The organism is Saccharospirillum sp. MSK14-1, from assembly GCF_003054965.1.
Lineage (GTDB): Bacteria > Pseudomonadota > Gammaproteobacteria > Pseudomonadales > Natronospirillaceae > Saccharospirillum.
This window is the reverse complement of sequence record NZ_MIES01000033.1, coordinates 405,828-422,301: the sequence shown is the minus strand read 5'-3', so window position 1 is coordinate 422,301 and position 16,474 is coordinate 405,828. Positions and strand designations below refer to the sequence as shown.

The following is a 16,474-nucleotide window of genomic DNA, read 5'->3' as shown; positions in this document are numbered from 1 at the left end:
TTTTTATAAGAATTGGCTTCGTCAAACCTCAAGCCAGCCTTGCCAGTGGCCATCGCGATAATGTTCGACGCGGTTGAGTTCCAGCCGCATTAAATGCAACCAACGATGTTCAACCAACTGACGTACCAGCGGGTGTTCAGCCATTACCTGTTCAATGGTCTCGCGTGGCGCATCGATCACCACCGTCAAACGCAGCGGTGTGTGACGCCAGTTTTTACCGTCGTGAACCGATTGCCAGGGCAAACCGATGCGCAAATCACCACCATTGCCTTCAAACACACCGATACGCCCACCCACTACGTTGTGCAGCGTTTTATTGCCGCTGCCATAACGGGCGTTATCAACGGTCGAGGCGAAATACTGCATGTTGATCCAATGGCTGACGATCATCGGTGCGGTCATGATGGATGCTAAGCGCGCGCCGTCGGCATCGAGGCGATGATCGTAATCGTGCAGGAAACACCGCCCCTGCAAGTCAACGCCACGGCTGCGACGACGAGGTGCCACCAGTAACGCCGCATTATTGGCCAAACCCCATTCCGGACGAGTGTGTGACCAGTCAACCGCACGCCGTTGCAGTGCTTGCAGTAAAGTGTGAGGTTGCTCTGCCAACGTCGCCAAGCCCAAATTCGGTGCGCGTTCGCGACGCGCAGCGGTCGAAGCCTGGTTCAATTGTGCACGCAGATTTTGCAGGTCGGCGCGGCAATCGTCTGGCAAGAAATAGGTGTCGAGTAAGGTCACTTCATCGGTGGTGGTATTGTGCAATGCAGCCACAAACTGCGTGCGCTCGGGGATGTCGATACCGGCGGCGCGCAAGCCATCACGAATCGCAATATCATTGAGCAAACCGGCCAGTGCCCGAGCGTTGACATCACCGCCCTGCCCGCAACAGGCACCACAATCCAGACCGGCTTTGTGCGGGTTGTTGCGAGTCTGGCTGCTGTGACCGACCAGCAATACCAGGCGGCCAAAACCTTGTGTCATACCCAAAGCCGTTAACACCTGACGCGCCAGTTCGACTTGCCCGTCCAGACCTCCGGCCGCTTGCTCCGCGAAGGCCGGTCGCAATGCCGTTGCACTCGACCCCAAAGCCAGTTGGTCGTCGCTCGGAGGAACTTTGCCGAGTGTAAAGCTGCGACGAATCAGTTTGATCAGGTAATTCAAACCCGTGGCTTCGACCAGGGTAAAGTTCGACAACGGCGCCGAATGGAAGGCACGCCAGCCCGCTTGTCGGTCGAGCCGATGCACACGTGTCGTGCTCAATTGCGCATCGAGTGTTGGGTCGCCGCTGCTGTCGGTCAGCGCAATGGACGGTGCCAGCAGTCCGGGTAATTGCGGTCGCTCTGCCTTCGTACCGATCGGTGTGTAGCTGATCGGCAAGCCAAAGAAACCAGCAAAACCGATGGTTTGAATGGCCTCTGACTGAGCTTCAAAATGTCGCCGAAACACTTCAGACCGTACGTCTATGCAAAACACGGCCTGAACGTCGGGCGTATCAACCGACGTTGCGTCGGGCTTCGCTAAGAGTTTCCCGGCCAGTTCACGCTGATAGTGAACTTCCTGAGCGCGTTGCCACAGATGAAGCAGTGCCAGCGAACGCTGTTGCTCAGGCAGATCATCGCGTTGCCAGTGCTGTTGCCAGTCCGACCACGGGCTGCCCGTATCGCGATTGCCGTCATCCAGCAGCGTTTCCCAACTCAAACGGATGGCCAGCAATTCAACCAGACTGTGGTCGTCCTGACCCGACTGGCGCGCTTGCCATTGCAAATAAGCACACCAGGCGGCCCAGCCGCTGATGCGCATCAGCACTGCTTGCAGGAATTCAGACCACTGCTCCGGTGGTACAGCCAATTGCTGTAGGGAATCGGCAATCTGTTGCTCCGCATCGTCGGCTAACGCACTGGCCTTAGCCGGGTCAAAGCGATGACGCATCAGCAGCGCAATGCTGTGATCCTGACTGATCACCTGGCGCCAACTGAGGTACAGCGTCTGCTCGCGACTGGGATGCCACTGCGCCTGATCACGGTCAAAATAGGCGGCACAGAATTGTGAAATTTGATGGGTAATGGTGTCGCACCAAGCCGGCTGTCGGCGTAAATCACGGCGACGGTCAAACTGATCACTGAGCAAAGCCACCGGTTGCAGCACGGCATCGCCGTTCTCCAAAGCGGCCACGGCCGACGTCAGCGTCCATTCGCCACTCTGCTCAGCCAGCGCCTGTTGCACATCGGCGGCGACAATGTCGCCGTTGTGCCAGGCGCGGCGATAATCGTCCAGTGAACCGGTCAGGCGCGAACCGGCCAGACGCGCCAAATCTTCAGCGGCGGTCTCAAAGGGTTGTGACACCCGTCCCCAATAGGGATTCACCGCGATCAATCGATCCAACGGCCAGCTTGGCGCGATGCATTCAATGGCTTCGTTAATCGCACGCTGCACCGATGCACGTTCGTTCACATCGGGGGTTTGGACGGATGCGGTCATTGCGATTCTCCTTGTGACTTCAGCGTCGGGTTCGCCATCGTCCGCGCCTGTACAGCACTGAACCGGACCGGCCAGATTTTGAAGGTCAAACGAGTCACGGTTTCATCGAGATAGAAACCGCCAAATGCCCAGGGATAGAAACGCCGGGCGAAGCGGCCAGAGGGATAGCGGCGCAACCAGATTTGTATGGCATAGAGCGCACCGAAGCAGGCCACGACCCAAACCAGCGCCCCGGGTTCAGCCTGGGTTGCCGTGGGCGCCAGGCCGGAAAACAACCAGTGCCAAAGCAAATAAAGCTGAGTCAGCGTAAGGACGCGCACCAGACCGCTGACCCACTGTCGCAACAGACTGCCTTGTTCAACCCACAGCAAAGACGCCAGGCCAAGCGCCACTATCCACAGCGCTGCGGCGGGAACACGCAACTCGGGTAATAAGAGATGCCATAGTTCGGCAGAGCCAAACACCAGCAACACGCTGACAACAGCGGTTATCAGATACCAACCGTAGGGGCGCTGGCCATCGGCCGGGCTGAGCATGTCGCCCAGGCGGGCATAGCGCACCGTTTCACCCGCGGAGAGGAAGGAGTAAGCCTTGTAGCAGGAGTGTGCAACCAGATGCAGCAGCGCCAGTTCATAAAGGCCCAGACCAATCTCCATCAGCATAAAGCCCATCTGCGCGCAGGTTGACCACGCCAACCGCACTTTAACGCTGACCCGTGTCAGCATGACGAGCCCGGCTAAAACCGCCGTTAAACTGCCCACGACCACCAGCAGCCATTGCGCGCTGACAGACACCGCCATCAAGTCAGCCAGCCGGATCAGCACCAAACCGCCCATATTGACCACACCGGCGTGCAACAAAGCAGACACAGGTGTCGGTGCTTCCATCACCTGAATCAGCCAGCCATGCAGCGGCAACTGAGCGGTTTTCAAGATGGCGGCGAGCGCGAACAGTACCGCCGCTAGGTGCAGTCCGGCAGACGCCTGAGTGGCGCCCGCCAGATGCTGTTGCAAAGCACTCAGAGACAACGAGCCAACGGCCTGATAGATCAGCCACAGCGCTATCACCAAACAGATTTCAGCCAAGCGACTGAAGAGGAATTTCTTGTGCGCCACCACCTGGGCAGCTTTACGGTCGGGGTAAAACGTCAGCAGGTGATGCAGACCCACACTGGTCGCGCTCCAGGCGAGCACGATGACCACCAAATGCTGGCTGACCACCAGAATCATGACCGCGGTAATGGTAAACAACAGCGAGCGCACAAAGCGCTGCTGGCCCGGTTCTCCAGCCAGATAGCGCTGTGAATAGCGCACAATAACCCAGCCCAGCAAGGTGACCAGAACCGCCGCGACCAGCCCAACCTTGTCCGCTTCGTAGCCGTAGAGGAGCGCCGCCACCGGTGCCGCCAGCAACAGTGCCAGGCTGATTAGCAGCGATACGGTGGCCACCGCAGTCGCCACGCGCCAGGGGCGTGCTGCCGACCAACTCACCAACAGGTAACCCACGACATAGACCAGTGCCGCCGACCAACCGAGGTTCAGTTCCACCATTTTGTCGCACTCCATCGGACGTCTCAGCAATCGATACACGGATGATGCCGCTGGATTTATATTAAAAATAATATATTGTTTTTATAGTTTCGTTCTTTTTATATGAACATTTGATGCGACAACTGAACTTTCACCATCTCTACTACTTCTGGACGGTCGCTAAAGAAGGCCACCTCACTCGGGCGGCTGAACAATTGCACGTCTCACAATCCGCACTGTCGTCACAGATTCGGCAGTTACAGGAACAGCTGGGCCACGACTTGTTCGTGCGCCAGGGCCGCTCGCTGCAACTGACGGATATGGGGCATCTGGTTCTGGAATACGCGCAGAGTATTTTCAGCCTCGGCAACGAACTGTTATCGGTGACCGAAAGCGGCGAACTGCGTCATTTACAACGCTTGCGTATTGGCTCGGTAGCTACGCTGTCGCGTAACTTCCAGGACAACTTTCTGCAACCGGTCATCGGTGAAGCCAAAATTCGACTGGTGCTGCAGTCAGCCAGCTTAAACGAACTGCTGGAACTGCTCAGGGTTCACAAACTCGATTTAATTCTGTCGAATCGCTCGGTCGCCGCCGATACCTCAACGCCCTGGCGCTGCCAGAAAATTGCCGAACAAAGCGTGTGTATTGTCGGTCCACCGGGAAGGCTTGCCGACCAATTCCAATTCCCCCAAGACCTGGCCCAACACCCGCTTTTGTTACCCGGACCGAACAGCGATATTCGCAGTCAATTCGACCTGCTGTGCGAGCGCCACGGCATCGAAGTTGACCCTTATGCCGAAGTCGACGACATGGCCATGTTGCGCTTGTTAGCGCGCGATTCTGGCGGGTTGGCGGTCGTACCGGAGGTGGTCGTACAGGACGAATTACGCAGCGGAAAACTGCAACGCTATGCCGTATTAGACGATGTGGTAGAACGATTTTACGCCATTACCGCCAAGCGTCATGTGGAGATGGTGGCGTTACGTACCCTGTTGGAACAGGCCGCCGCCAACGTCGACTGAATTGAATATCACTGAACCATCGACGGGCTGCGGTTAAAACCAATTGAGCTGTTGGCTGTGTAAAGCCGACTTATGGCACACGCCCGACACTTGCAACCCAGGCACACTGATGGGCAAATTTTCATTCGGAAGATGTCATGAACGATACTGCATTACGTTGGGCTAATCTGGCTGAAGCCGCTACGCTGGTCGCGCTGTTTTGCGTGGCTATGCCGTTAAAGTACATGGCGGGTTTCCCCGCTGCCGTCAGCCTGGTTGGTTCCATTCATGGCATTTGTTTTCTACTGTTTATCTTTGTACTGATGCGAGCGCTGTTTATGCGCAGTATTGGCATTCCCTACAGCCTGGCATTAGTCGTCGGGGCTTTCATTCCTTTCGGTGGTTTTATTAACGACTATTGGATGCGAAAACGGCAAGAGGTATAACCCATGCTCTATCTGCTCACCAAAAGCCTGCACATTCTGGCGGTTATCATCTGGTTATCTGGCATGGTGGCGCTGGCATTGGGATTGTTGAAACCCGGCAGAACCCAACTGCAACTGCTCAGTACCTGGGATAAAAAAGTCACGACGCCTGCCATGGCTCTGGTCTGGGTGCTGGGGCTGGTTCTTGTTTACTGGGGCGGATGGTTTGGCGCCATCTGGCTGTGGGTCAAACTGGCCGCCGTTTTCGTCTTGTCCGGCATGCATGGCATGCTCAGCGGACAGGCCAAAAGATCCTTGCTTAGTGACGATACTGAATCCGCTCAGACTTCCGTCAAACCCGTTTTATTGCTGATGATGCTGTTGGTTTCATTAGCCATCTTTATGGTGGAAACCAAGCTTTATTAAACGGCCATAGATATAAGAAAGGCGGCTAATCAGCCGCCTTTTTAAATCATTCCCACTCAATTGTGGCGGGGGGTTTTCCGGAAATATCATAAGTGACGCGTGATACGCCACTGATCTCATTGATGATGCGACTGGAAACGCGTCCCAGTAATTCATAGGGCAGATGCGCCCATCGCGCGGTCATAAAGTCGATGGTTTCTACCGCACGAACCGAGATCACCCATTCGTAACGACGGCCGTCACCCACCACGCCAACAGAACGTACCGGCAGGAAAACCGCAAACGCCTGGGAAACTTTGTGGTACCAGTCGGCCTTGTGCAGTTCTTCGATAAAAATTGCATCGGCTTCACGCAACAGATCGGCGTATTCTTTTTTCACTTCGCCCAAAATGCGCACACCCAGACCCGGACCCGGGAACGGATGACGGTAAACCATGTCGTATGGCAGGCCAAGTTCAAGACCAATTTTGCGCACTTCATCTTTAAACAATTCGCGCAACGGCTCGACCAGTTCCATCTTCATTTCTTCCGGCAAACCACCCACATTATGGTGCGATTTGATCACATGTGCTTTGCCGGTTTTGGACGCCGCCGACTCAATGACATCAGGGTAAATCGTGCCCTGAGCCAGGAAGTCGACCTCTTTCAATTTAGTCGCTTCTTCATCGAAGACTTCAATGAATTGATGGCCGATGATTTTGCGTTTTTTCTCCGGATCGGCTTCGCCTTTCAGTGCGTTCAAAAAGCGCTCTTCAGCGTTGGCACGAATCACCTTAACGCCCATGTGCTCGGCAAAGGTATCCATCACCTGGTCACCCTCGCCTTTGCGCAGCAAGCCGTTATCGACAAACACACAAACCAGCTGATCACCAATGGCCTGGTGCAGCAACGCCGCAACCACGGATGAATCGACACCGCCGGAAAGACCCAATAATACTTTGCGATCGCCAACCTGTTCGCGCACTCGAACGGTCATGTCTTCAATGATATTGGCGGCTGTCCACAACGCATCACAGCCGCAAATCGAGCGCGTAAAGCGCTCAAGAATTTCCAGACCTTTTAACGTATGCGTTACTTCCGGATGGAACTGCACGCCGTAGAAACGACGGCTGTCATCCGCCATACCCGCAATCGGACAAGACGGCGTCGATGCCATCAGCTGGAAACCTTCCGGCATCGCACTGACTTTATCGCCATGGCTCATCCAGACATCGAGAATGGCTTTGCCATCACTGTCGCGATCGCTGAAACCGTCGAGCAGTTTGCCACCGTGATCGACCTGCACTTCTGCGTAACCAAATTCCTGTTCTTTGGAACCGATTACTGAGCCGCCCAACTGCTCGGCCATGGTCTGCATGCCGTAGCAAATACCCAATACCGGTACGCCGAAATCAAAGACACGCTGCGGCGCGCGCGGTGATTGATCCGCATGAACCGATTCCGGTCCGCCGGACAAAATAATGCCGTGCGGGTTGAAGGCGTCGATCTCTTCAGGGGTCATCTCGTAGGTGTGAATTTCGCAGTAAACACCGATCTCGCGCACGCGGCGGGCGATCAATTGGGTGTATTGCGAACCGAAGTCGAGAATCAGGATCTTTTGAGCATGGATATCGAGTTGGGTCATGGCGGCGTTCCAGCAGTCAGACGAACAAAACGGTTAAACCGAGTGGCCATTCCACTGCGGTTGATCATTGGCTCAGCACGCTCTCGGTGCCGATAAAACAAAGACACCGGCCGCAGCCGGTGTCGGAATCCACTCACTCCATCTTAGGCCAGACGGTAGTTGGGTGCTTCCTTGGTAATCTGCACATCGTGCACATGGCTTTCTTTGATGCCCGCACCGGTGATCTGTACAAACTCCGGTTTGGTGCGCATCTCTTCAATGGTGCGGCAGCCAGTGTAACCCATGGAAGCGCGCAGGCCGCCCATCAGCTGGTGTACCACCGCGTGCAGCGGCCCCTTGACGTTAATGCGGCCTTCAATGCCTTCGGGCACCAGCTTCTCAACGCCACTTTCCACGGTTTGGAAGTAACGATCGGACGAACCCTGAGTCTGACCCATAGCGCCGACAGAGCCCATACCGCGATAGCTTTTATAAGCACGGCCCTGAAACAGCTCGACTTCACCGGGTGATTCATCGGTGCCGGCAAACATGGAACCGGCCATGATCACCGAGGCACCCGCGACGATGGCTTTGGCAATGTCACCTGAGAACCGGATACCGCCGTCAGCAATCACCGGAATGCCTTTGGTGGCGAGCTCTGTCGCCACATCGGCCACGGCAGAGATTTGCGGTACACCGACACCGGCAACAATCCGAGTGGTACAGATAGAGCCCGGACCAATACCCACTTTCACCCCATCGGCACCAGCGTCGGCCAGATCACGCGCCGCCGCAGCGGTGGCAATGTTGCCGCCGATCACATCCACCTGCGGATAATTTTCTTTAACCCAACGCACCCGATCCACCACGCCTTTGGAGTGACCGTGGGCGGTATCGACAACGATCACATCGACGCCAGCACGGACCAGCGCATCGACACGGTCCGGTGTTTCCGGGCCAGTACCGACGGCAGCACCAACGCGCAGACGACCATCGCTGTCTTTGCAGGCGTTCGGATAGGCCTGGGCTTTGTTGATGTCTTTTACGGTCATCAGGCCGCGCAGACGGAAGTCGTCATCGACCACCAAGACTTTTTCGATGCGGTGTTCGTGCAGCAGCTGACGGACCTGTTCGGGCGCGACGCCTTCGTTAACGGTCACCAGCTGTTCGCGCGGCGTCATCACCGTTTCAATGCGCGCATCCAGATTCTTCTCAAAACGGACATCACGACTGGTGACAATGCCCACCAGATCGTCGCCATCCATGACCGGAACACCAGAGATATTGTTTTCGCCAGTCACCGCCAGCAATTCGCGAACGGACGCTGTCTGCTGAATCGTGATCGGATCACGCACCACACCGGCTTCGAATTTTTTCACCAACCGCACCTGCTGCGCCTGCTGTTCGATGCCCATGCTTTTATGGATGATGCCGATGCCGCCTTCCTGGGCCATCGCGATGGCCAGACGGGCTTCGGTTACGGTGTCCATCGCAGCGGACATCAACGGAATATTGAGACTGATATTGCGGGTCAGTTGGGTTTTGAGCGTCACGTCCTTGGGCAGGACCTCGGAAAAACCGGGCACAAGCAGGACATCATCGAAAGTGAGAGCGGTTTGGGCGATGCGCAACATGAACTTCCCTCCGGGCGAAGTGGGAATGGCGATTGCCGACAGAAACAGCAGCAACCTAAGTTGGCGCGGCATTATAACCAGTTTTGACTTCGAGCAAAGTTTTATGCTCAAATCGCCGGTTTATATAGGCTGCCCCAATGCGGGCCGCACATATGCAACGTCCATGATCGATATAAACGTTGATCAAAACGCCCGTCCGGGCGAGTGCCGCCTGGGCTCTTCTTTATTCCAGGATGTCCATGGCACTGTCAGACCCTCAAGCCCCGCTCACCGTCAGTCAGCTCAACCGTCAGGTTAAATTCCTGCTCGAAAACCAATATCCGGCAGTCCCGGTCAGTGGCGAATTGTCGAATGTGGCGCGGCCAGCGTCCGGTCATCTGTATTTCACGTTGAAAGACGGGACCGCTCAGGTGCGCTGCGCCATGTTCCGCTCCAGTTTGCAGCGTTCGCGGTACCAACCCAAAGAAGGCGATCAGGTTATCGTGCGTGGTCGGGTCAGCCTCTACGAAGGCCGGGGCGATTATCAGATCATCGTGTCTTCCATGCAGCCCGAGGGCGAAGGCGCGCTCCAGCAAGCGTTTTTTCAACTCAAAGAACGGCTGGAAAAAGAAGGTCTCTTTGCCGCCGAACACAAGCAGCCCCTACCTGAACACATTCGCACCTTAGGTGTGGTGACCTCACGCACCGGAGCGGCGCTGCACGATATTCTGACCGTGCTTAAACGCCGTTTTCCGGCCATGGCGGTCATTCTGTATCCGGTAGCGGTGCAAGGCGACGAAGCGCCGGGGCAGATTGTGCGTGCCATCGAAACCGCCAACCGACTGAACCAGGTGGATGCGCTGATCGTCGGTCGAGGTGGCGGTTCACTGGAAGATTTATGGTCGTTCAATGAAGAAGCGGTGGCGCGGGCCATGTTTGTTTCCAAGCTGCCCATTGTTTCCGCCGTCGGCCATGAAGTGGATGTGTCGATCAGTGATTTTGTCGCCGACGTGCGCGCGGCAACACCGTCCCAGGCCGCCGAGCTGGTCAGTCCCGATCAGAATGATATCCGCCGTGCGTTGCTCCATCAGCGGGCCCGTTTGGCGCGTGGCTTGGATCAACGCCTGCAAGCAGACCGCCGGCGCCTGAACCATGCCCGTCAGCGCTTGCGCGATCCTGGGGGGCTGCTGCGTGAATGGCAGCAACGACTGGACGAGCGCGCCGGTCGATTGCTGCGCGCCGTGAAAGCCGGACAACACAATCGAACCCAGGCGTTTACCGCCCTTGCCGCCCGGTTGCGTCGGGCCAGTCCGGTTAATCGTCTGAACAGCGACCGGCGTCGACTGGAACAGCTCGATAAACAACTGCGCCGCCTGGCACAACAGCAAATACCGCCGCGCCGGCAGCAATTAGGATCACTGGCCAGCCGACTGAACGCTTTGTCGCCACTTAATACACTGGAGCGCGGTTACAGCATTACGCGCGATGCATCGGATAAGGTCATTCAGACGGCTGATGAGCTAGCGCCCGGCCAGCGCCTGACTACCTTGCTGCGCCGAGGACGCGTGGTGAGTACCGTTGAACGCGTTGAATCAGAAGAGTCTGTGTCAACGCCCAAGGCAAATTGAGAGAGGCAACTGGCAACCCGGCCTGGATTGCCAGTGCACTGAATCAGCGACGACCGCTGCGCTGAGACCGACCTTTGGCGTGCTCGCGACTCTTACGCACACCCGGCCGAGCATTGGCCTTGTTGGCGTAAGGATTGTCACCCACGACAAATTCAAAACGAATCGGCGTGCCGCGCACCTTCAACGCCTTGCGGAAGGCGTTTTCCAGATACCGCTTGTAACTGCCCGGCAATTCACTGAGCTGGTTGCCATGCACGACAATTACCGGCGGATTGGAGCCACCCTGATGCGCATAACGCGGCTTGATGCGCCGGCCGCGGACCATCGGCGGCTGATGCAGTTCGATCACACCTTTGAGAATGTTGGTCAGCTGATTGGTGCTCCACTTACCGCGCGCCGAGGCGTACGCCTGATTCACCGACTTATACAGATGACCGACGTTGGTGCCGTGCAACGCTGAGATAAAGTGAATATCGGCCCAATCCAAAAACGGCAGGCGACGTTCAATGCTTTCTTTAACGTGATCTTTCTGGTCCTGATCCAGACCGTCCCACTTATTGATGGCAACCACCAGCGCCCGACCGGATTCGAGTACAAAGCCGAGCATGTGCATGTCTTGCTCGACCAGACCATCGCGCGCATCGATCACCAGAATAACCACATTGGCATCCTGAATGGCCTGCAGCGTTTTGACGATGGAGAATTTTTCCACCGCCTCAGAAATGCTTTTACGGCGACGCACACCCGCGGTGTCGATCAGCGTATAGGCCTGGTCGTCACGCTCGTAGGGAATATAGATGGAATCCATGGTGGTGCCGGGGTGGTCGTACACCACTACCCGCTCTTCACCAAGCATGCGGTTAACCAGCGTCGACTTACCCACGTTGGGTCGTCCAACAATGGCCAGGCGAATGTTGTCGTCGTCATCTTCAGTCGCCAACGGATCGTCATCGACCGGGAATTCGGCGAGCACATCTTCAAGCAATGAACGCACGCCCCGGTTATGAGCCGCCGCAATCGGCCGGGGTGACTCTTTCAAACCAAGCTCGTGAAAATCGCCCAGGACCACATCGGTATCCAGACCATCGGTCTTGTTAACCACCAGATGCACCGGCTTACCGGTTTTGCGCAAATGCTGCGCAATGTGGTTGTCGGCGGCGGTGACACCCGATTGGGCGTCGGTGATAAAGAGCACCACATCGGCTTCATCGATGGCCGCCAGCGACTGCTGCGCCATGCGCTCATCGAGCCCTTCTTCAAAGCCGCTGATGCCACCGGTATCGATGACAATAAAGGAACGGTCATCGAGCTTGCCGTCACCGTATTTGCGGTCACGCGTCAGCCCCGCCCAGTCGGCGACCAGGGCATCGCGACTGCGCGTAAAGCGGTTGAACAGGGTTGATTTGCCGACATTGGGTCGGCCCACCAAGGCAATTACCGGGATCATTAACGAGCCTCGTTTGGCCGACGGAACGACAGCCGTTTAATTCGCGAAGAGTTGCCTTGCTGCAGAATATAGTCGTCACCCAGAGCAACGGGCGCGGTATGCGCACCGGTCCAGTCGACCTGTCGCGTCGCCAGCCATTCGCCGGTCTGGGCATCCAGCAGATGCACATAGCCATCGGCATCTGACACCGCCAGCGCATCTTTCCAAGGCAGCACCTGGCTCAGACGCCGGTAGGTAAATTGATCCTGAGTCCAGACCACCGCCAGCGAGCGCGGGTCCAGCGCCACCACATGACTCTGATCGTTCACCGCGTACCAATAGTCCTGGCCCGGCACCACAGCGCGATACGTCGATAACGGCTGACTGGCCAGAACCTGACCCGAAGCCGCATCCAGCACCAGCATGTCACCCTGATAACCGGCGGCGAGCAAATAATCACCGACGCGGGTGACACTGGCATCGACGTCCACCAGACGGCTGACATCGGTTTTGCCCTGAGCACGGGCAATGCGGTATTCCCAGGCCGGTGACCCATCGGCCAGACTCAAGCCCACCAATTTGCCATTGGCAAGGCCGGTCACCACCAAATCATCCACCACCAACGGACGGGCCGTGCCGGTGATGGTCAGTTCCGGCTCAGCGTCCTGATAAACCCACAGCGGCCGGCCAGTATTGCGCTCGAGCGCCATCACCCGGCCGTCCATGGTTTGCACGATCAACCGATCTTCCAGCAACAGTGGCGCTTCAGTCGCCAACGCAGAGATCGCGCTGGACCAGAGTTCACGGCCATTCCAGTCGAACAGCTTCACATCGCCGTTACCGGTCATGATCACCATCTGACGCTCATCGGCCGCCAGCGGTGCGGTGATCTGTTCGGCCAGTTGGCGACGCCAGATGAACCTGCCCGACTCCGACAGCAAGGCCACTTCGCCCAACGGCGAGGCCGTCAAAATGCCACGCTCAGTGACCAGCGGTGCAATGCGGCTGAATGGCATCTCGGTGTAACGCTCTTCGAGCATTTGCCACCAATCGATACGCAAATCGGCCAATTGCGGGCGTTCTTCGGGCAGAGGGGCTGGCGCTTCACGCAGCGACCCGCCGGCACAGGCGGTGAGCACGCTGACCAGCGCGGCCAGAATCAGGGCATTGCGCATTAAGCTTCGTCCGTCTCAGTCGCCAGATCGTTCAGTTTCATTTCCAGATAAGGCGCGTTAATGCCTTGCTGGGCAGATTCTTCCAACGCGGTCTGATAGGCCGAGCGCGCCGCGTCCACGTCACCCTGGCTGAGCAGGATATCACCCCGCAATTCATGGCTGGGCACTTCGAAGCCTTCGCGATCAATGGCGTCCAGCTCGGCCAGCGCCGCGTCGTAATTTTCGGCTGAATAATGCACGCGCGCCAGACGCAGGTGCACCACCGGAGCCAGGCTGTCATCGGCGTTTTCGAGCGCCCATTCCAGCTCTTCAGCAGCGGCCGTCAGATCGCCACTGTCGACCGCTTGCTTAGCGCCTTGCAAAGCCGCGTAAACACCGTAAACCGTATCGCTGTAGTCGCTCTTCAGATTACCAATACGCGCTGCGACGGTGTCGGCATCGTCGTTTTCCACGGCCGTCATCAAATCATCGTAAAGCGTCGACGCTGCTTCGAGTTTTGACTGGGAGGCGTTCTGGTAGAACGTCCAGCTGAAAAAGGCCACCAAGGCCACCAGAACGGCGCCAATCACGTAGTTGCCGTTTCCCGACCACCACTTTTTGATCGCTTCAATCTGTTCCTGTTCTGTGTCGTACACCGTGTCACTCCTGCTGTCAGAGGCGTCCTTCGGCCGCAACCGAAGACTTTCTTGTCATTAACTGTTGGGACATGAATACCGTCAGTCGGCCAACAAGGCGCGCAACTGATCGGCGGCCACGTCAAAGCCGCACTGAATTTGTTCGCGATCATCCCGCAAAGGTTTGATGGTTATTTGCTGCTGAGCCACTTCATCGTCGCCCAGAATCAACGCCACCGGTGCTGCGGATTTATCGGCTTTTTTCATCTGGCTCTTAAAGGAACCACCGCCGCAATTCACTTGCAGACGCAAGCCGGGAATCTCACTGCGTAACTGCTCGGCTAACTTGAAGCCTTCGCGCGAGGCCGCATCGCCGGCCAGAATAAAGTAGGCATCCAGGGTTGCAAAGACGCTCGACGGAATCTTTTCAAGGGTTTCCAGCAACAGGATCAGTCGTTCGACGCCTAAGGCAAATCCAGCTGCCGGAGTTTCTTTGCCACCCAGCTGCGGTACCAGACCATCGTAGCGACCACCGCCACAGACAGTACCCTGAGCGCCGAGACTGTCAGTGATCCACTCAAAGACGGTGCGTGAATAGTAATCCAGACCCCGCACCAGGCGCGGATTGATCACATAGTTCACACCTGCGCCATCGAGCAGCTCGCACAATAATTGGAAATGCTCGCGCGATTCGTCATCCAGGTAATCATCGAATACCGGTGCGTCATTGAGCAGTGCCTGGGTGGTTCCGCTTTTGGAATCGAGGATGCGCAAAGGATTGGTGTGCAATCGCTTCTGGCTGTCTTCATCTAACTGATCGGCCACGCCTTGCAGATAGCTGACCAGCGCTTCGCGATAATTGGCACGTGCCGCGCTGCTGCCAAGCGTATTCAGGTGCAAGGTGACGTGCTCACTCAACCCCAGATTATTGAGCAAACGGGCACTTAACAGAATCAACTCAGCGTCAATATCGGCGCTGGCCATGCCAAAGGTTTCAGCGCCAATCTGATGAAACTGACGATAGCGGCCTTTTTGCGGACGTTCATAACGGAACATCGGGCCGGTGTACCAAAGCCGCTGAACCTGATTGTGCAGCAGGCCATGTTGCAAGGCGGCGCGCACGCAGCCAGCCGTGCCTTCCGGACGCAGTGTCAGGCTGTCGCCGCCGCGGTCCTCGAAGGTGTACATTTCTTTTTCGACGATATCGGTATGCTCACCCACACCGCGTTTGAACAGTGCGGTCGGCTCAACCACCGGCATGCGAATTTCACGGTAACCATACTGATCGAGTACAGCGCGCACCTGCCCTTCCAGGTACTGCCAGACGGGACTGGCGTCCGGCAAAATATCGTTCATGCCACGAATGGCTTGCAGTGTGGACAACTCACTTTCTCCCGATTACAACACAGCGACAACGAACTGACATGCGTCAGTCCTTGGCGATCAGGTTCGCCTCTTGCGCTTCTTTTTCAGCCACTTTCTGACGGATCAGTTTTTCGTAGTGATCCACCAGATTGTCGTGACCGACCTTATGATCTTTCTCACCATCCACATAAATCAGATGCTGTGGTGTACCGCCGGTTAAACCGACATCCGCTTCTTTGGCCTCGCCCGGGCCATTCACGATGCAACCGATCACGGCCACATCGAGCGGTGTGAGCACATCGTCCAGACGCTCTTCCAGAGCGTTCATGGTACCGATGACATCAAAGTTTTGCCGCGAGCACGACGGACAGGCAATAAAATTAATGCCTTTGGAGCGCAACCGAAGACTCTTGAGAATATCGAAGCCGACCTTCACTTCTTCAACCGGATCGGCCGCCAGCGACACGCGCAACGTATCGCCAATGCCGTCCATCAGCAGCATACCCAAACCGACTGACGATTTTACCGTACCTGAACGCAAACCACCGGCTTCCGTGATACCCAAGTGCAACGGCTGTTCAATCTGATCGGCAATCTTGCGATAGGCGGCAACCGCCATAAAGACGTCCGAGGCTTTCAGGCTGAGTTTGAATTCGTGAAAATCCAGACGATTTAGAATGTCGATATTGGTCAACGCCGATTCCACCAGTGCATCCGGTGTCGGCTCACCGTATTTGCGTTGCAGATCTTTGCTCAGCGAACCGGCATTCACACCAATCCGAATCGGAATGCCATGATCCTTGGCCGACTGCACCACCGCACGCACCCGGTCTTCACGACCGATATTGCCCGGATTAATGCGCAAGCAGTCGACGCCTAACTCGGCGACGCGCAGCGCAATTTTGTAGTCGAAATGAATGTCGGCAACCAACGGCACATCAACACGCTGGCGAATTTTGCCAAAGGCTTCGGCGGCATCCATTGACGGTACCGACACCCGCACAATATCGGCTCCGGCCTGCTGGATGCGATTAATCTGTTCAACGGTGGCGTCGACGTCGCGCGTTTCAGTATTGGTCATGCTCTGAACGGAAATTGGCGCATCGCCACCGACCGGCACCGAACCCACCCAGATTTTGCGCGAGACCCGGCGTTTAATCGGGCTCTGATGGCGCTTGTTCATGT

At 56.6% G+C, this 16,474-nt stretch carries 13 protein-coding genes; 4 read left to right on the top strand and 9 right to left on the bottom strand.

What is annotated here, in order from left to right:
- Window positions 1-21: 21 nt before the first annotated feature.
- Window positions 22-2,481: a YbcC family protein gene (locus BGP77_RS10905; protein ID WP_108164760.1), complete on the bottom strand. Its 2,460-nt coding sequence runs from the start codon at window positions 2,479-2,481 to the stop codon at window positions 22-24.
- Window positions 2,478-4,046: an NADH-quinone oxidoreductase subunit L gene (locus BGP77_RS10900; RefSeq protein WP_199224263.1), complete on the bottom strand. Its 1,569-nt coding sequence runs from the start codon at window positions 4,044-4,046 to the stop codon at window positions 2,478-2,480. Before BGP77_RS10900 ends, BGP77_RS10905 begins: the two co-directional genes overlap by 4 nt.
- 98 nt (window positions 4,047-4,144) lie before the next feature.
- Here BGP77_RS10900 and BGP77_RS10895 point away from each other — a divergent pair, with 98 nt between their 5' ends.
- The 3 genes from BGP77_RS10895 to BGP77_RS10885 all read left to right on the top strand — a co-directional run bounded on the left by BGP77_RS10895 (window position 4,145) and on the right by BGP77_RS10885 (window position 5,865).
- Entirely contained in the window at window positions 4,145-5,035 is an 891-nt protein-coding gene (locus BGP77_RS10895; protein ID WP_108164758.1) for a LysR substrate-binding domain-containing protein, read from the top strand.
- A gap of 137 nt (window positions 5,036-5,172) precedes the next feature.
- Window positions 5,173-5,460 (top strand): DUF3817 domain-containing protein, encoded by a 288-nt coding sequence (locus tag BGP77_RS10890; protein ID WP_108164757.1) that lies wholly within the window; start codon window positions 5,173-5,175, stop codon window positions 5,458-5,460.
- Between the two features lie 3 nt (window positions 5,461-5,463).
- Window positions 5,464-5,865, top strand: a complete 402-nt coding sequence (locus BGP77_RS10885) for a CopD family protein (RefSeq protein WP_108164756.1) — start codon at window positions 5,464-5,466, stop codon at window positions 5,863-5,865.
- 46 nt (window positions 5,866-5,911) lie between these two features.
- Here the strand turns inward: BGP77_RS10885 and guaA are convergent, their stop codons facing one another.
- Both guaA and guaB read right to left on the bottom strand, forming a co-directional pair.
- Complete coding sequence (gene guaA, locus BGP77_RS10880; protein ID WP_108164755.1) at window positions 5,912-7,489, bottom strand: glutamine-hydrolyzing GMP synthase; 1,578 nt, start codon at window positions 7,487-7,489, stop codon at window positions 5,912-5,914.
- A gap of 143 nt (window positions 7,490-7,632) precedes the next feature.
- The gene (gene guaB, locus BGP77_RS10875) at window positions 7,633-9,102 is read right to left on the bottom strand and encodes an IMP dehydrogenase (RefSeq protein ID WP_108164754.1); all 1,470 of its coding nucleotides are present in this window, start codon (window positions 9,100-9,102) and stop codon (window positions 7,633-7,635) included.
- Between the two features lie 239 nt (window positions 9,103-9,341).
- Here guaB and xseA point away from each other — a divergent pair, with 239 nt between their 5' ends.
- Window positions 9,342-10,709: an exodeoxyribonuclease VII large subunit gene (gene xseA / locus BGP77_RS10870; RefSeq protein WP_108164753.1), complete on the top strand. Its 1,368-nt coding sequence runs from the start codon at window positions 9,342-9,344 to the stop codon at window positions 10,707-10,709.
- A 43-nt stretch (window positions 10,710-10,752) separates the two neighbouring features.
- Here the strand turns inward: xseA and der are convergent, their stop codons facing one another.
- From der to ispG, 5 genes are all read right to left on the bottom strand, one after another.
- Complete coding sequence (der, locus tag BGP77_RS10865) at window positions 10,753-12,156, bottom strand: ribosome biogenesis GTPase Der (RefSeq protein ID WP_108164752.1); 1,404 nt, start codon at window positions 12,154-12,156, stop codon at window positions 10,753-10,755.
- Window positions 12,156-13,310: an outer membrane protein assembly factor BamB gene (gene bamB, locus BGP77_RS10860; RefSeq protein WP_108164751.1), complete on the bottom strand. Its 1,155-nt coding sequence runs from the start codon at window positions 13,308-13,310 to the stop codon at window positions 12,156-12,158. The genes der and bamB overlap by 1 nt, the downstream gene beginning before the upstream one ends.
- A complete protein-coding gene (locus tag BGP77_RS10855) occupies window positions 13,310-13,945 on the bottom strand; it encodes a tetratricopeptide repeat protein (RefSeq protein ID WP_158269348.1) in 636 nt (211 codons plus the stop codon). The genes bamB and BGP77_RS10855 overlap by 1 nt, the downstream gene beginning before the upstream one ends.
- Window positions 13,946-14,026: 81 nt before the next feature.
- Window positions 14,027-15,280 carry a histidine--tRNA ligase gene (gene hisS, locus BGP77_RS10850; RefSeq protein ID WP_233252389.1) on the bottom strand — a complete coding sequence of 418 codons (1,254 nt, stop codon included), beginning with the start codon at window positions 15,278-15,280 and terminating at the stop codon, window positions 14,027-14,029.
- A 73-nt stretch (window positions 15,281-15,353) separates the two neighbouring features.
- The gene (ispG, locus tag BGP77_RS10845; RefSeq protein ID WP_108165953.1) at window positions 15,354-16,472 is read right to left on the bottom strand and encodes a flavodoxin-dependent (E)-4-hydroxy-3-methylbut-2-enyl-diphosphate synthase; all 1,119 of its coding nucleotides are present in this window, start codon (window positions 16,470-16,472) and stop codon (window positions 15,354-15,356) included.
- Window positions 16,473-16,474: the final 2 nt, after the last annotated feature.

Excerpts from the sequence above, each read along its gene's own strand:
- bamB (WP_108164751.1), bottom strand. The coding sequence starts at position 13,310 with ATGCGCAATGCCCTGATTCTGGCCGCGCTGGTCAGCGTGCTCACCGCC.
- guaB (WP_108164754.1), bottom strand. The coding sequence starts at position 9,102 with ATGTTGCGCATCGCCCAAACCGCTCTCACTTTCGATGATGTCCTGCTT.
- guaA (WP_108164755.1), bottom strand. The coding sequence starts at position 7,489 with ATGACCCAACTCGATATCCATGCTCAAAAGATCCTGATTCTCGACTTC.
- xseA (WP_108164753.1), top strand. The coding sequence starts at position 9,342 with ATGGCACTGTCAGACCCTCAAGCCCCGCTCACCGTCAGTCAGCTCAAC.
- BGP77_RS10885 (WP_108164756.1), top strand. The coding sequence starts at position 5,464 with ATGCTCTATCTGCTCACCAAAAGCCTGCACATTCTGGCGGTTATCATC.
- BGP77_RS10890 (WP_108164757.1), top strand. The coding sequence starts at position 5,173 with ATGAACGATACTGCATTACGTTGGGCTAATCTGGCTGAAGCCGCTACG.
- der (WP_108164752.1), bottom strand. The coding sequence starts at position 12,156 with ATGATCCCGGTAATTGCCTTGGTGGGCCGACCCAATGTCGGCAAATCA.
- BGP77_RS10900 (WP_199224263.1), bottom strand. The coding sequence starts at position 4,046 with ATGGAGTGCGACAAAATGGTGGAACTGAACCTCGGTTGGTCGGCGGCA.
- BGP77_RS10905 (WP_108164760.1), bottom strand. The coding sequence starts at position 2,481 with ATGACCGCATCCGTCCAAACCCCCGATGTGAACGAACGTGCATCGGTG.
- BGP77_RS10895 (WP_108164758.1), top strand. The coding sequence starts at position 4,145 with ATGCGACAACTGAACTTTCACCATCTCTACTACTTCTGGACGGTCGCT.
- ispG (WP_108165953.1), bottom strand. The coding sequence starts at position 16,472 with ATGAACAAGCGCCATCAGAGCCCGATTAAACGCCGGGTCTCGCGCAAA.
- hisS (WP_233252389.1), bottom strand. The coding sequence starts at position 15,280 with ATGAACGATATTTTGCCGGACGCCAGTCCCGTCTGGCAGTACCTGGAA.